We start from the raw sequence: 14,765 nt of genomic DNA on the forward strand, positions 1-14,765 counted from the left end.
CTTTGGTACATCGTCCGATACATTGGATGTAAATGCCCTAACAGAAGTAATATCTAAAAGACCAGGATAGTCTTTTTTTACTTCAGCTCTTTTTGGAGCAATACATAACAATCAGCATTTTCTACTTTAGTAAAACTACAGCTAAACGTTGAAGACAAGCAACTGCTTATCAAAAACAAAACAATCTTTTAGGAGAAATTAAGCCTGCTATTAATGAAAGGGATACACATGTTCTCCCGCTACAAAAGACGAAACGAAAACTTATGTCTATTTAAACGAGGGCAGAGCATTTAACTTGTTATATTAATTTTTAAAGGCGTATCATTGCTTAGGTACGTATGTCAAGGAGGCACAACGATGAAACAACTTTCGCGAACAAATACAGTCTTACTGCTTACATTTCTTGTGATTATGTGGGGTGTCAATTGGCCATTATCCAAGATCGCACTTAGCTATACTCCCCCATTATTATTTGCCGGAATTAGAACGATTTTGGGCGGCCTTATTTTACTTATTTTTGCCCTTCCAAGATATAAAAGGCTTCGTTTTAAAGAAACATGGCATTTTTACTTTATTTCAGCTTTTTTTAACATCATCCTTTTTTATGGTCTTCAAACGGTAGGTCTTGGTTATGCACCAGCAGGATTGTTTTCTGCCATTGTATTCATCGAGCCGGTGCTGCTCGGGATTTTCTGTTGGATTTGGCTTGGGGAATCGATGTATAGATTAAAAATGATTGGATTACTCCTTGGCTTCACAGGTGTTGCAATTATAAGTGCAAGCGGAATTACAGGTGGTATTTCAGCTGTTGGTATTATCCTGGCTCTTGGCTCTGCAGTAGGCTGGGGATTGGGCACGGTTTATGTTAAAAAAACAGGTGATCGTGTTGATTCGATCTGGATGGTTACCGTACAGCTTATTATGGGTGGGCTCTTCTTATTAAGTGTAGGCTCCAAATTTGAGAGCTGGTCAAATATCCAGTGGGAAATGCCATTTATAGCAAACTTATTATTCATCTCTACCTTTGTCATTGCCTTTGGCTGGCTGGCATTCTTTACACTCGTCGGTTCAGGCGAAGCGAGCAAAGTCGGATCATTCACTTTCCTGATCCCGCTCATCGCCATCCTTTGCAGTTCTTTCTTGTTACATGAAAATATTACCCTGAATTTAGTAGTCGGTCTTTTATTTATCGTTATTAGTATATTGTTTGTAAACATGAAGCTCAAATCCAAGACGGTACCCGACTCGAGTGTTTAAAGGTAAAGACATGTAAAAATACACAATCAGTTTAAAAGAGATGATCTCTGGATTTAACAGAGTTCATCTTTTTTTTTAGATTTTTATAATATTCCTTGTCGTCTTGGCTTTTGACTTTGTCGATATCTACTCAGAATTTGTAGATATTTCTCGGGAAATAGCTAATTTGTGAAAATCGTGAATTCTGAATGGTATTTTTTGATACACAAGGTCTCTAGCAAAATCGATCGCAATATCATGTTATATCGCCCTGCGATATGAAACCTTTCTGCACCTTATTTTCCGAATATGGAGAAAAGCTTACCCCATTTCCCATTACGTTTTTGTATCGCTTCTTCTAAACGTTTATTAAAATCACTTTGTGAACTCCATTCTCTTTTCTGTTCGTCCCGCATGTTTTGTATTTCTTTTTGTAAGAGTTCACTTTTTTGTTTTTCTTGCAGCAGCAATGTTTCGTAATGGTGTTTTTGTTGTTCAGTTAATTTTTCAATTTTAGCATTAGTCTTTTGCGCTGAATTTCCAATACTAGAACTTATAACATGATGATCTTGCTGGAGTCGGGAAACTGTTGTTTTAAGCTGGGACATATCGTTGGTCAGTTGGACGTTCATTTCTCGTGTGTCTGCGAGTTCCTTGAATAAAATCATTAAGGCTTCTTTTAGTTGATTGGGTTCGTGGGGTAACTCTTCATATGTATCGGATACAGCAATCTCTGTTTCATTGGATTCTTTTAATCTCTCTTGTTGCAGATCTACAAGATCTATAGCTGTATCATCCAGGGAGTTGGCCGTATCGCGAAGCGCTATAAGCGCTTCGATATCAGATTTTACAAAGATACGCCGATCGCCATCTTTCAAAAACTCATATCCATTTCGCTCTAAAATTTGTCCATACTTTCGAACAGTGGGGGTTGCAATCCCCACTGCTTCTGCGACTTCCTTGGAGGAGAAAGCTTGTTCATTCGGTTGTATATCACGTCGCATATCGGGCCTCCTTTTCTATTTAATAGTTTATTATGCAGGTTACATTCGCAAGTTATATCGTCCAGCGATACGAAAAACTTAAGCATTTTTATTATGATGAGATATACCTATCTAAGTATATCATTTCGTTAAATATGAAGATTTTTTGACAAACTTGCATATCACCCAGCGATACAAGACACATAAAAGAGCCACTTGTCCACTCCTCTGCAGAAAAACCCCATCACCCTTAACTCGCCTAAGTATAAACAATTTATGTTAAAATAAATGCTGCTTCATACTCAAGGTGGAGAGCCCTTTCTACCTTCAAATTTACAAATCAGGGCAACTTAGGAGTGTATTAACCTATGAACAAAAAAGATATCGCACAGCTGCGAAAACAATTTAAAAAAGAAAATGCTTCACTTAACATCTCCACCATCTTTAATGTGTATATAACGAAAGAATCGAGTGACATTTATCATCACCAGAGCCAGCCCTTTGAAATGCTAGATTCTGAACAACAAGAGCTGTTTCTGAACAATTTTAAAAAATTACTTGCCGGCAACCTGGATGAGAAGCTCTTTGAATTAAAATTTCAACGTAATGCTGAGAACAGCAGCCAGCTCATCCTCCATCAAGGTTTGCTCAGCAGTGATACCGAGGACTGGAAAGAGCGAATGCTCCAAATGGTAGGCAAAATGCTGCAGGATCGGCTATACGAGATGGATATCGTGATTACCTTCATTAAAGGAGAATACTTCAAACCGACGAAACGCCGTGGTGCTGATTCTGAGGAAAATGGACACGATACCGTTTACTCTCATCCCTTTATTCTTTGCAGTATTAACAATACGCAAGACCCTAAAAAGGAACTGCTGTTTGACTATGTGGAAAAAGAGTTCAAATACAACTTTGTGCTTGATCCCATCATCAACCTGAATGCACCAATTGCAGGATTCCTGTTTCCTTGTTTCACTGATAATGCGGCCGATGTGAACCACATTCTGTATTCGGCAGGGAAAGTCCATGAGCCTGATTATTCATTCATAGAGCAAGTGTTAAACGCTGAAGAAATGATGACAGCAAGGGATGATAAAGCCGTTTTTGAAGAAATTATTAAAAACGTAACCAGTGATCAATTAAATACATCCACTCTCTCCAATGTGTATGAAGAAATTCATCGTATGATTGAAGAAAATGAAGAGGAAGAACAACCAAAATTGGACACCAAGGACGTGGAACGGGTGCTCAAGATGAGCGGCCTTGAAGACATCAGCACGGAAAAGGTAGAATTAGCCTTCAAAAATGTAATAGATGATGACAAGTACGAGATTAAAGCAACCAGCGTCGTTCCGAAGTATAATTCAAAATCCATTAAAATTAACACCAAAGTCGCCAACATCTCCATCAGCCCTCAGGACCTGCGATACGTCAAACAAGTCCATCTCAGCGGCAAACGCTACCTCATGATTGAAGTGGAAGAAGACACCGTCATCGAAGGCTTTACGATGATACCAGAGGCTTTTGGAGAGAAAGTGGAGAATTAATAGAAAAAAGCTTCTCCTTTTTAACCTGGGAGAAGCTTTTTATTATGTGTACATTTCTCGTTTAATCAATCGGCATTGGGGCATCTGGAGACACAAGATTCTGTTCTTTTAGCTCCTTCCAGAAGTCAGAAGGAATCTCTTCCTTGGAGGCAGCTACATCCTCTTTCACATGTTCCACCCGAGTAGAGCCGGGAATGACAGCAGCTACTGCGGGATGGGCCATGGAGAATTGAAGTGCGGCAGCTTTAATACTCACCTGATGCTTTTCAGCAATCTGTTTGATCTGGTTCGCTTTTGAAGCAATTTCATCGGGAACATCTCCATAATCGAAATGATTTCCTCCAACCAATACTCCCGAATTGAACGGAGCGCCGACGACAATATTTATATTTTTCTCCGCAGCTCTTGGCATTAACTTAAGCAACGCATGCTCATGGTTCAATAGCGTATAATGGGTCGCTTGCAGGCTGATGTCCGGGCGTGTTTCTTCCAGTTCAATGGCAAGTTCGATTGGTTCTGTCCGATTGACTCCCAGACCCCATGATTTAATCACTCCTTCGTCACGAAGGCGGGACAGCACACGGAACGCCCCTTTTCGTGCAATATCAAACTGTGTTACCCATTCGTCACCGAGAAAATCGGGCGAAACATCGTGCACATATACAAAGTCCAGACGATCCGTTTTTAACCGCTCCAAGCTTTGCTCGACCGATCGCAGGGTCGCATCTTCACTGTAATCCGTGGTTATTTTATTTTTGCGGCCATGCTCAAACATCCCTTCCTTTTCCTCTGTTTCATCTTCAATCACCCTGCCCACTTTCGTTGATAAGAAATAGTCATCGCGATTGTATTTGGATAAAACTTCTCCCAGACGCAGTTCCGCTAATCCCGCTCCGTAAAACGGGGCCGTATCAAAATAACGGATTCCGAGATCCCAGGCGGTTTCAATCGTTTTCCGCGCTTCTTCCTCCGGAACCTCCCTGAACATATTTCCAAGCGGCGCCGTACCGAGACCCAATTTTCCTTTAATCAAGCTCATAGATATTGCCTCCTATCCAACGATTAGTCTTTTTTTCACTGTTTATTTCCATTCCTTTTCTCTTTGCACTTAAAACACAGGATTCCGCAAGAAAAAACCGCCAAACAAATAGTGGCGGCTTTCGTTATTTTTCTCTCTACCTTAACCAACGGTGTTCCGGTGGCTTCTTCCAAAAACCTTCTCATGATTTTAATAGGGTGATCCGGCCAAAGGTGAAGTCCCCACGCGGACGAGAATTTAACACTCTGATCGGATCGGCCAGGAATGGGTTCGTCCGGATCCAGGAAATCGATCGCATCTGGATAGTATAATGTTTCTATTACGCTTTGAGTTGGGGTACCTGCATTGGTTAGCGGTTCTAATACCGATAGTTGTTCTCTTCTCCCCTGGCCGAGGAAATATACCCTTCCTGTTTCCAGTAACGCAGTGTGGAATTCGCTACGCCTATTCTCCCGGCAACTTAACGATTTGCCGGAATGACCTCAATCTGGAAAGCAAAAAAGCCACCATCCATCAAGAGAACACCCGCCCGCTCAAGCATTAAAGGCAGCAGCTGTAACAGCTTAACTCCCTCCTTCTGGAAAACCCTAAATATACTATCTTTACTACTTGTTCATGTTATCAGGCTTAACGGTTATTGCATTTTACTATTTTCTTAAGCGTGAGAGGTGGCTATAATAGATGAGTGGGGGATTTCACACCATAACGAATAAAAAAGCTGCTAGGCTGAAATATAAATGAAAGAGGTAATTATGTGAATACAACATCATCATCGATATCATCCAGGAAAACAAGAGCATTAGTCATCAATGCCCTTTTCATCGGATTGACTTTTGTCGCAACGTACATTAACTTCAAACTCCCGATCATGGGTAACGGAGGATTAATTCATCTGGGTAACGTTCCTCTATTTGTAGCAGCATTTGTTTTCGGCAGAAAAACAGGTGCCATTGCAGGCGCAGTCGGAATGGGTTTATTTGATCTCCTCTCCCCATGGACGGTGTGGGCACCGTTTACCTTCGTTATCGCAGGAGCAATGGGATATGCAGCCGGACTCATCTCCGAAAAAGTACCCGGCAACAAAGTGCTGGTCAACACCCTGGCCGTAGCCGCCGCCCTTATCATTAAAATTATCGGCTACTACTTTGCAGAAGTAATCCTTTATCATAACTGGGTTCAGCCTTTTGGGTCTATTCCCGGGAACTTCTTGCAGGTTGTTGTGGCTGGTATTATTGTTATACCGATTGTTGCTCGGATAAAGCAGAGAGTGATATAGATTTAAGCATAAAAGAACCCTATGGGGCTGTCCAAGAAGTCTGTAAGCTGTTGATTTCCGTTCCAGGCTGCTCGCTTTTACCGGCGCGAGCTCCTACTTTCGCGGGGCGTGCGGTGAGCCTTACAGGCGTGCGCCTACTTTTTGGTGCAAGCACCGGCGGAAGTCTCACCTGTCACGCTAGTCCCGCAGGACAAGGAAGGATCCGGCAGCGTTTTATCGCACGAAGAAAATGTGAAGTTCATTTTCGAGGAGTCTCGCACCTTCCACTTCAATCAACTTTTCATTGAAGATTTTCAAGCCAAAAAGGAGCTGCTGAAGGTCAATTTTCGACTTTCAGGACAGCCCCTTTTTTATTTTTGTCACAAACCATTTGGCTGTTTCGTCTTGTAGGTGTTCAAATTCAAGTTTTTGTTTAGGCCATACCAGAGTAAAAGTTGGTGTAAAGGGTAATATACCACTATTAAACTTTTACGAGGTGAGGGAAATGTCTAACACGATGAATCAAAAAGAACTGGAAACAGTAAGAGAGTTAATCAAAGACATAGACACAGCCATGCTGACCACGGTAACGGAAGAAGGGCTTGTTTCTCGTCCAATGAAAACCCAAGAAGTAGAGTTTGATGGCGACTTATGGTTCTTCACGAAAAAAGAAACAAATAAATACGAGGAAATTACACACAATCAAGAAGTTAATGTGGCTTATGCAGGTAAATCCTATGTTTCCATACGAGGAAGAGCGGAAATCGTTGAGGATTTAGAAAAGAAAAAGGAATTGTGGGGATTCGCCTATGACAAAATTATGCAAACAACTTATGATGATCCCAACATTGTCTTGATAAAAATAAAAACGGAAGCAGCCGAATATTGGGAAACTGGTAGTTTTACGAAGAGAATCGCGTTTATGTTTAAACGAATAACAGGACAAGATGCTGAATCGGCAGATGTGAATGAAACGGTTGAATTGAATAAATAACAGTAAAAGCAAAAAACCTTATGTTGCTGTAATCATGAAAAGCCGCCAAATCAAATTTTGGCGGCTTTTCAGACTTATCTCTTCATCCTAATGGTCATTCCATTATAATATTTCAATGTATCCTTCTGTCCCATGCACGCGAATTTGCTGCCCGTCTCTTATCCGTTCGGTAGCATTTTCCACCCCGACAACTGCTGGCAAGCCATATTCACGTGCGATAACTGCTCCGTGGGTCATCAGTCCGCCAACCTCGGTAACCAGACCTTTTATGGATACAAACAATGGTGTCCAGCTGGGATCAGTAAAGGAAGTGACTAATATATCTCCCTCTTCCAGATCAGCATCTTCCATGTTTAAGATGACACGTGCCCGCCCTTCTATCACTCCAGAAGAAACAGGCAGGCCTGCAATCGCTTCGGCTGGGATATTTTCGCGTTTGTACTTACCTGTAATGATTTCACCATCAGACGTGATCACACGCGGGGGAGTTAATTTTTCATATAATTTGTACTCGTCTTTTCGTTTGCTGATGATCTGTTCATCCAGTTTATTTGTTCGTACGGCTTCGCCAAGTTCTTCAAACGTGAGATAGTAGATATCTTCTTTTTCATGAATCACATTGGCTTGGACGAGTTGTTCGGCTTCTTTCAGCAATGCCTGCTTATAAATAAAATAGCGATGAATCATGCCGTACTTCGGATATTCCCGATAACCAATAAAATTCCGGAAGATCCTGATCTTTTGTTTCGTCTCTTCAGCCTTTTGTTGGCCATCAGGCAATTGCATCAATCGCTCTATTAGCTCTTGTTCTTTTTTCAGTGCCACCTCTTGCCCCTGCTCAAATTTCCGAGAGCTCTCATTCGGCTCAACATTTTTAATATTGCTCAGGATCAACGGTACAAGTGCAGTAGGCTTCTCGCTCCAACGGCTTCTCGTAATATCGATTTCTCCTGGACATCTCATTCCATACTTGTTTAGAAAATCATGAAAAGCATCCCTGGTTTGTTTTCCTCCTGCAAATTGATTTAACCCATCCAAAAAGTGATCATCTTTTACTTGCTGCAGATATTCAATGACCTCTGGATACGGCCGAATCACATCGGCGACATCCAATAACGCCAACCCCATCTCAGAGGTTATATTGTGTGGAACAGATTGATTAAGCGTGTCAGCTGCGTTTTTTTCACCTAACCATTCATCCATATGCTTATTGATCCAAGCTGAAGCATCAAAAGCTGCCATAAATACAGCCGTACTCTGTGGATTAAATAAGATCTTCCTTAATTCCTGGATATCTTCCTGAATAAAATCCATTAAATCTAACCCAGACTTGTTCTTAATGCTCTGTTTTAACGCTTCAATGGATGCTTCGCTTTTCTTGATTAACTCTGGAACAATAGTGGGATCGTTTTCGTTTGGTGATGAAACTGCCGCTGATGGACCAGGTTTCCTTTGTCCTTGAGCACTTTCTTGATCTGGTACTGTTTTAATAAAATCTTCTCGGTTAATGACGGTCATTAATGCGTCCTTCATGAGGGGATCGTGCTCGCCCATCGTTTGCAGCAGGCTATTCCGACGGCTTGGTGAAGCCAAATGTTGTGTAGCATCAACAAACAATCTTCCTCCAGCTCTTTTCATTGGAGCAGGAGTGACTAACAAGAAAAACGACAATCCTAATGGTTTAATGGCATCGGTCATCATTTGCTGGTGGCCGACAGAGATATAGACGTGATTTTCATGATCATCCGCTTCTGGGATAGGGTATAGCGTCGTAATCGGCCGGCTTTGAACGATGTAGAATGTTTCATCAGCCAAACACCATTCGATATCTTGCGGGCTGCCAAAATAAGCTTCAATCTGTCTTCCCATGCGTTCCAGCTGCAGGATTTGCAGTTCAGTAAGTGTTTGAGTCTTTTGCTGATCAGGATCGATCGGCCGAGTCTCAGTTCCGCCTTCTTTTCGTCCATAGCTGGCCAATTTTTTGGCCGCTATCCTTTTATCGACGATCTCCCCATCCTGTACCTTATAACAATCGGGTGAGACCAAGCCGGAGACCAGTGCTTCTCCAAGCCCAAAACTGGCATCGATGGAAAGCAGCTTTCGGTTAGAGGTCATCGGATCAGCGGTAAATAGAACCCCTGAAGCTTTAGGGAAAACCATCCTTTGAACGATAACGGATAGATAAACTTGCCTGTGGTCAAATCCATTCTGTATACGGTAGATTACCGCCCGATCTGTAAATAGAGAAGCCCAGCATTTGCTGATATGTTGCAGGATTGCTTCTTTTCCGATGATATTTAAATAGGTGTCTTGTTGGCCAGCGAAAGAAGCATATGGCAGATCTTCAGCGGTCGCACTGGAACGCACGGCATAAGCATGTTCATCTCCAAACCGAGAGAGATAATCAGCAACAGCTTTCACAACATCGGAAGGAATTTCTGCTTCCATAATAATTTGTCGAATCTGTTTGCTGATTTCACCAATTTGATCCCGATCCTCTGCTTTTAGCCTTGTCAGTTCATCCAGCAAAGCTTGAAACGTTTTATTTTGTTCAATGGCTTTTTGGTACCCTTCTGTTGTCACACAAAATCCTTCGGGTACATGTATTCCTTGAATTTTTGATAATTCCCCTAAATTCAAACCTTTTCCGCCAACGAGCGAAAGCTGCGTTTTATCCATTTCCTGAAAACCGAGAACCAAAGGACTCATACTTGATCTCCCCTAACCATTGAATTTGGTTTCTTGGATATACTTATCCCTCTTCACAATACAAATTAAAATTCTATTGTATTTTAACAGCAGTAAAAAACAATAAATAGTCTATTTTTACCATTTTTTATATGCTATAATTAACTTAGGGAGAGTTAGCCCGAAATAATCATTTTAAAATAACATCATTAATAGCATACTTGTACATAAATTTTAACAACATAAAAAACCACTCCCAAATTTTTATAGGAAGTGGTTTTTGCTATTGTTAGAAATGATCTACATGACTACTTCACAAAATGAGTGAAGTATGAGTAGAAAATTGGGGAGAAATAGCCTTAGCTATTCCTCCGAGGTTTGGCTTAAAAGCCTTACATCAAGCCGCCCATGATTCGGAGTACAAAATATCTATAAACACAATAACAAAAACTTGGATATAACAACATTCTTAGATATTCATTCTAAATAATTTTAAATTATATACAAACGAGCCGAGGACAAACACGAGGACAAATCCTTAAAAAAACATCTTCCCTTATTCAGAAAGATGCAGAATACCGCAGCTTAATACTTCCGCCAAGTTATGGGCAAAATAATCCTCATCTCTCCGCCACCTGTTCTCTAAGCTAATTTGTGTAATTCCATTAAAGCCGTTTCCTAGCGCTGTCTAAAGCATAAAATTTGATTTTGCATAGAAAGGAAAATAATATAGAGATATCGCAAATTATCAATATTCTTTTGTTTGATTAGTTTATACACATCCAAAGCAAAATAGATGTTAATAAGATCAGAAAGGGGCGGGCACTGGTGAATCGGGAATCAAATATGTTAAATGACGAACAGGCAGTTGAAATTTTCAAGGCTCTGTCAAATCAAACAAGAGTAAATATACTGCAAATGTTGAAAGAACCTGATACTAATTTTTCTCCGCAGGCCCATGTCATCAAAGAAAAAGGCTTTGATGGCGGGGTTTGTGTCAGTGATATTCGCAGCAAAGTAGGACTATCACAGTCCACTACCTCCCAGTATTTGTCTATCCTATTGCAAAGCGGTCTAGTTGAAATGAAACGAATCGGACAATGGACTTATTATCGACGCAATGAGGAAACCGTAAAACAGTTTGAAAAATATATAGGCTTAAAAATATAACCTTTTTAAGGAGGACCAAGAATGAGTTTTCAAAATCATCGTGCTTATAACAGCATGTACCAAAAAAACAAAATGACACTTGGATTTGTCCTCCCGACTGCCAGAATGTCTAAAAATCCGATTATGGAGAATCAGCTGGAGCTTGCCCGTAAAATTGAGGAATATGGCTTTGCTTCATTATGGCTCCGTGATATTACGATGCAGAATTTGAATATTGATGATAACGGCCAAAAGTACGATTTATGGATTTATTTGACGTATCTTGCTGCCTATACGAAACACATTGCGTTAGTGACAGGAAGTGTAGTTCTCCCTTTGCGCCACCCCGTCAGGGTAGCCAAGGAAGCGGCATCCATCGATCAATTGTTTCCAGGTCGATTGATTATGGGAGTGGGATCAGGGGACAGGGAAAAAGACTTTACAGCTCTAGGGATTTCGAAGCAAGGAAGCGGTCCGTTATTTAAAGAAAATTTCGAAATTCTCGATCGGCTGTTAAAAGAGGATCAGCCGACAATCCACAGCAATAGAGGGCTGATCGATGGTACAGATATGAGGTTAATCCCAAAGCCTGTATCCTCGATTCCGACCTTGGTGACTGGATTTAGCCATCAGTCTATCAATTGGATAGCCAGAAATGGAGATGGGTGGCTTCAATACCCTAGGAACATTGATCAACAGGCGCAGCTTATCCAGGATTACCGTGCTTTAACTGAAGGAGATTTTAAACCCTTCTCTCAAAGTTTATTCATCGATTTATCGGAAAATCCCGATGAAACACCTGTCCCCATACCCTTAGGCTATTCCGTGGGAAGAAACCATTTAGTTGATTTACTTCATCAATTTCAAGAGATTGGGGTCAACCATTTGGCGTTTGTTCTGTATTTTTCCAAGCGCCCTCCCGAGGAAGTAATCCAGGAACTGGGAGAATTTGTTTTACCCTTCTTTCCAACCCACAAAGAAGCCACGCTATAAAAAATAAATTGTATATAAAGGAGGAAGAATGATGACAAAGAAAATAGAACTTTCAGTACTGGATCCCTCCCCAATTGTCGAGGAAGGATCAGCCGAACTAGCCCTTCACAACACGCTTGATCTAGCAAAGAGAACAGAGCAATGGGGATATAAACGGTTTTGGCTTGCTGAACATCATAATTGGGCAGGAATGGCGAGTTCAGCATCCCCGATCGTAATTGGAAGAGTAGCCTCTGTCACGGAAAAAATGCGTATTGGATCAGGCGCAATGCTTCTTTCCCATTACTCTCCTCTTTCCGTGGCTGAGCAATTTGGTACATTAGAAACCTTCTTCCCTGGCCGGATCGACCTTGGATTGGGCCGGGCACCTGGCACCGACCAATATACAGCGAATGTATTGCGGCAGCGTGTTGCCGGTGAACCTGAATTTGATGCCCGGCTTGAGGAGCTTATCGCATACCTTTATGGTACAGGAACAACCACTAATAATGGTTCATTTCGCTTTCACGCCATTCCCGGCGAAAAAACAAATGTTCCAATTTGGCTGTTAGGCTCAGGGTTATACAGTGCACAATTGGCTGGAATACTTGGGTTACCATTCTCTTTCGCGGGACATTTTGCTCCAGGTAACATGCTGGAGGCCATAAAACTGTACCGGGATCATTTTCGTCCGTCTCAATTTTTGGAGGAGCCTTATGTACTGTTAGCCGTTCAAGTGGTGGCTGCTGATGAGAAACAGGAGGCACAAAGGCTTGCCACTTCGATGTATCAAAAATTCCTTTTGTTAACCCGCGGACAGCCTTCGCCCATTTTGCCTCCTGTTGATAATATGGACGAGCTTTGGAACGATAATGAACGCGTGGCGGTTGAAGAACAGCTTTTCACTTCCATCATCGGGGACCCTGCAGATGTGAAGCAGCAGCTCCATGAGTTAATAGAAAAGACTGATGCTGATGAAATCATGGCTCATACAGAGATTTTTGATCATAAGGCACGGTTGCGCTCTTATGAAATTTTGGCTCAGCTGCAGTAAATTAAACAGTGTCTTGTCTAATAAAGGATGTATTTTCTGCAGATATTAAATCAGTTAAATTAATGTGATTTAGATTGAAACAGTAACTGTAAATTCTTTTATAGGTTTGAACCGAAATTTTTAAAGAAAGAAGATGAGCATATGCCTGAAAATGATATAAAACAAATTACGGATATTCCATTCTCGGTCCTGGATCTCTCTCCAATTACAGATGGAAGTACACCGGCTGATTCTTTTCGCAATACTTTGGAGCTGGCCCAGCTCGCTGAGAAGCTGGGGTATAACCGATATTGGCTCGCTGAGCATCATAATATGCCATTTATCGCCAGCTCTGCAACATCGGTAGTGATTTCCCATGTTGCAGCAGGTACATCAAAAATCCGGGTAGGTTCAGGCGGCATTATGCTGCCGAATCATGCACCTCTTGTTATTGCTGAGCAATTTGGTACTCTGGAATCATTATATCCAGGACGTATTGATCTTGGCTTGGGCCGTGCACCAGGCACTGATCAGCTTACCGCACATGCATTAAGACGTGACTTGAGAAGTTCAGGAGAAGATTTCCCTGAGCAGCTGGCTGAGCTCCGGAATTATTTTGACCCTTCCCTTGCACAAAGAGACAGTCATGTTAAAGCAATTCCGGGTGAGGGATTAAACATACCTATTTGGCTATTAGGTTCAAGCGGATACAGTGCCCAGCTGGCAGGAGAGCTTGGACTGCCGTTTGCATTTGCGAGCCATTTCTCGCCGCATAACACACTCCCGGCTATCCAGCTGTACCGCCGTTCGTTTAAGCCTTCTAAAGTTCTGGACAAGCCGCATGCAATGGTAGGCCTAAACATCATTGCGGCCGACACAGATCAAGAAGCTGAGCGGCTCGCTACAACATTGCAGCAGCAGTTCTTGAATTTGATGCGCGGAAAGGAAGTCCCATTGCCGCCGCCAGTGGATAACATTAATGATATAGCGAGCGACTATGAAATAGCTGCCCTTGAGAATCAATTAGGAACTTCGATTGTCGGCAGTCCTCAAACCGTAAAAGAAAAGCTGGAAAAGTTTCTGGATGAAAGTCAAGCCGATGAAATCATGGCAATCGCCCAAGTTTACGATCATAAGGCACGCCTCCATTCCTATGAAATATTGGCAGAAATTACTCGGCTAAAATAGCTCAAAACTGGCCGATCCTTATGGCAAGATATTAATGTATCTCAATAAATTTTTTCAGTCTATGTTATCCATTTGCTAAATAGCAAAACCCTTTAACCAACTTGATGTAAACAAAAGGAGAAAAAAAGATGAACCCAAAATAGGAAGCTGCTTTTAAACCATTTACCTTCCGTTCTGGAGTTGAAATAAAGAACCGTATTACAATGGCACCCATGACTAATACGGCGGCACATGAAAATGGTGAAGTATCAGACGAAGAAGTTGCTTATTATCAAGAACGTGCCGGTGGTGTAGGAGCGGTAATCACTGCATGCACATACGTCCCCAGGAATGGAAAAGGATTCCCGGGTGAATTTGGTGCAGATTCCGATTCCCTAATCCCTAGTATAATACGTGTGGCGACAGCTATACAGGAAAAAGGTTCAAAGGCGATTTTACAAATTTTTCACGGTGGCAGAATGTGCCCGCCTGAAGAATTGCTCGATCGTCAACCAGTTGCTCCGAGTGCGATTGCAGCGGAACGGGACGATGCCGTTGTACCTCGGGAAATGACACCAGACGAAATCGATGAAATGATTACGGTTCACCGTACATTACTAAAGAACATTGTTCCTTTTGAGCAAAAAGTCTATATTTTTGTTTGAAAAAAATAATGACCACTTCCTTGTTATAGAGGAG

Annotated in this window: 14 protein-coding genes and 1 pseudogene; 10 read left to right on the forward strand and 5 right to left on the reverse strand. The window is 41.7% G+C overall.

Going from position 1 to position 14,765, the window contains the following annotated elements:
* Positions 1-357: 357 nt before the first annotated feature.
* Complete coding sequence (locus OKX00_RS21910; RefSeq protein WP_265408855.1) at positions 358-1,257, forward strand: DMT family transporter; 900 nt, start codon at positions 358-360, stop codon at positions 1,255-1,257.
* A gap of 275 nt (positions 1,258-1,532) precedes the next feature.
* On the opposite strand, the gene OKX00_RS21915 is transcribed toward OKX00_RS21910, so the two are convergent.
* Positions 1,533-2,240, reverse strand: a complete 708-nt coding sequence (locus OKX00_RS21915; protein ID WP_265408856.1) for a hypothetical protein — start codon at positions 2,238-2,240, stop codon at positions 1,533-1,535.
* 347 nt (positions 2,241-2,587) lie between these two features.
* Between OKX00_RS21915 and OKX00_RS21920 the strand changes: the two genes are divergently transcribed.
* Complete coding sequence (locus tag OKX00_RS21920; RefSeq protein ID WP_265408857.1) at positions 2,588-3,769, forward strand: DUF4317 domain-containing protein; 1,182 nt, start codon at positions 2,588-2,590, stop codon at positions 3,767-3,769.
* 61 nt (positions 3,770-3,830) lie between these two features.
* Here OKX00_RS21920 and OKX00_RS21925 read toward each other — a convergent pair whose 3' ends face one another.
* The 3 genes and pseudogenes from OKX00_RS21925 to OKX00_RS23445 form a co-directional block, all read right to left on the reverse strand.
* Positions 3,831-4,808: an aldo/keto reductase gene (locus OKX00_RS21925; RefSeq protein WP_265408858.1), complete on the reverse strand. Its 978-nt coding sequence runs from the start codon at positions 4,806-4,808 to the stop codon at positions 3,831-3,833.
* Between the two features lie 152 nt (positions 4,809-4,960).
* Positions 4,961-5,176 (reverse strand): annotated as a pseudogene (locus tag OKX00_RS21930) (FAD-binding oxidoreductase); the annotation flags it as partial.
* Complete coding sequence (locus OKX00_RS23445) at positions 5,167-5,256, reverse strand: MerR family DNA-binding transcriptional regulator (RefSeq protein WP_082316274.1); 90 nt, start codon at positions 5,254-5,256, stop codon at positions 5,167-5,169. The gene OKX00_RS23445 and the pseudogene OKX00_RS21930, both read right to left, overlap by 10 nt.
* Before the next feature lie 306 nt (positions 5,257-5,562).
* On the opposite strand from OKX00_RS23445, the gene OKX00_RS21935 reads away from it, so the two are divergent.
* The 3 genes from OKX00_RS21935 to OKX00_RS21945 all read left to right on the forward strand — a co-directional run bounded on the left by OKX00_RS21935 (position 5,563) and on the right by OKX00_RS21945 (position 7,057).
* Positions 5,563-6,084: an ECF transporter S component gene (locus OKX00_RS21935; RefSeq protein WP_265408859.1), complete on the forward strand. Its 522-nt coding sequence runs from the start codon at positions 5,563-5,565 to the stop codon at positions 6,082-6,084.
* Positions 6,085-6,225: 141 nt separating this feature from the next.
* A complete protein-coding gene (locus OKX00_RS21940) occupies positions 6,226-6,474 on the forward strand; it encodes a hypothetical protein (protein WP_265408860.1) in 249 nt (82 codons plus the stop codon).
* 94 nt (positions 6,475-6,568) lie between these two features.
* Positions 6,569-7,057 carry a pyridoxamine 5'-phosphate oxidase family protein gene (locus OKX00_RS21945; protein WP_091010462.1) on the forward strand — a complete coding sequence of 163 codons (489 nt, stop codon included), beginning with the start codon at positions 6,569-6,571 and terminating at the stop codon, positions 7,055-7,057.
* Positions 7,058-7,159: 102 nt separating this feature from the next.
* On the opposite strand, the gene ppsA is transcribed toward OKX00_RS21945, so the two are convergent.
* A complete protein-coding gene (gene ppsA, locus OKX00_RS21950; protein ID WP_265408861.1) occupies positions 7,160-9,766 on the reverse strand; it encodes a phosphoenolpyruvate synthase in 2,607 nt (868 codons plus the stop codon).
* An 825-nt stretch (positions 9,767-10,591) separates the two neighbouring features.
* Here ppsA and OKX00_RS21955 point away from each other — a divergent pair.
* The 5 genes from OKX00_RS21955 (at position 10,592) to OKX00_RS21975 (ending at position 14,731) form a co-directional block, all read left to right on the forward strand.
* On the forward strand, positions 10,592-10,915 hold the full coding sequence (locus OKX00_RS21955) for an ArsR/SmtB family transcription factor (RefSeq protein WP_265410613.1): 324 nt from the start codon (positions 10,592-10,594) through the stop codon (positions 10,913-10,915).
* Positions 10,916-10,936: 21 nt separating this feature from the next.
* Positions 10,937-11,887 (forward strand): TIGR03571 family LLM class oxidoreductase, encoded by a 951-nt coding sequence (locus tag OKX00_RS21960; RefSeq protein ID WP_265408862.1) that lies wholly within the window; start codon positions 10,937-10,939, stop codon positions 11,885-11,887.
* Between the two features lie 31 nt (positions 11,888-11,918).
* A complete protein-coding gene (locus OKX00_RS21965) occupies positions 11,919-12,920 on the forward strand; it encodes an LLM class flavin-dependent oxidoreductase (RefSeq protein WP_265408863.1) in 1,002 nt (333 codons plus the stop codon).
* A gap of 141 nt (positions 12,921-13,061) precedes the next feature.
* Complete coding sequence (locus OKX00_RS21970; RefSeq protein WP_265408864.1) at positions 13,062-14,087, forward strand: LLM class flavin-dependent oxidoreductase; 1,026 nt, start codon at positions 13,062-13,064, stop codon at positions 14,085-14,087.
* A 203-nt stretch (positions 14,088-14,290) separates the two neighbouring features.
* Positions 14,291-14,731 (forward strand): oxidoreductase, encoded by a 441-nt coding sequence (locus OKX00_RS21975; RefSeq protein ID WP_265408865.1) that lies wholly within the window; start codon positions 14,291-14,293, stop codon positions 14,729-14,731.
* Positions 14,732-14,765 lie beyond the last annotated feature (34 nt).

The sequence above is a fragment of the Fictibacillus sp. KU28468 genome, assembly GCF_026153615.1.
Lineage (GTDB): Bacteria > Bacillota > Bacilli > Bacillales > Fictibacillaceae > Fictibacillus_C > Fictibacillus_C marinisediminis.

Bases quoted from the DNA above. Each gene is read 5' to 3' on its own strand.
- OKX00_RS21910 (WP_265408855.1), top strand. From the start codon at position 358: ATGAAACAACTTTCGCGAACAAATACAGTCTTACTGCTTACATTTCTT.
- OKX00_RS21915 (WP_265408856.1), bottom strand. From the start codon at position 2,240: ATGCGACGTGATATACAACCGAATGAACAAGCTTTCTCCTCCAAGGAA.
- OKX00_RS21920 (WP_265408857.1), top strand. From the start codon at position 2,588: ATGAACAAAAAAGATATCGCACAGCTGCGAAAACAATTTAAAAAAGAA.
- OKX00_RS21925 (WP_265408858.1), bottom strand. From the start codon at position 4,808: ATGAGCTTGATTAAAGGAAAATTGGGTCTCGGTACGGCGCCGCTTGGA.
- OKX00_RS21945 (WP_091010462.1), top strand. From the start codon at position 6,569: ATGTCTAACACGATGAATCAAAAAGAACTGGAAACAGTAAGAGAGTTA.
- ppsA (WP_265408861.1), bottom strand. From the start codon at position 9,766: ATGAGTCCTTTGGTTCTCGGTTTTCAGGAAATGGATAAAACGCAGCTT.
- OKX00_RS21955 (WP_265410613.1), top strand. From the start codon at position 10,592: ATGTTAAATGACGAACAGGCAGTTGAAATTTTCAAGGCTCTGTCAAAT.
- OKX00_RS21960 (WP_265408862.1), top strand. From the start codon at position 10,937: ATGAGTTTTCAAAATCATCGTGCTTATAACAGCATGTACCAAAAAAAC.
- OKX00_RS21965 (WP_265408863.1), top strand. From the start codon at position 11,919: ATGACAAAGAAAATAGAACTTTCAGTACTGGATCCCTCCCCAATTGTC.
- OKX00_RS21970 (WP_265408864.1), top strand. From the start codon at position 13,062: ATGCCTGAAAATGATATAAAACAAATTACGGATATTCCATTCTCGGTC.
- OKX00_RS21975 (WP_265408865.1), top strand. From the start codon at position 14,291: ATGGCACCCATGACTAATACGGCGGCACATGAAAATGGTGAAGTATCA.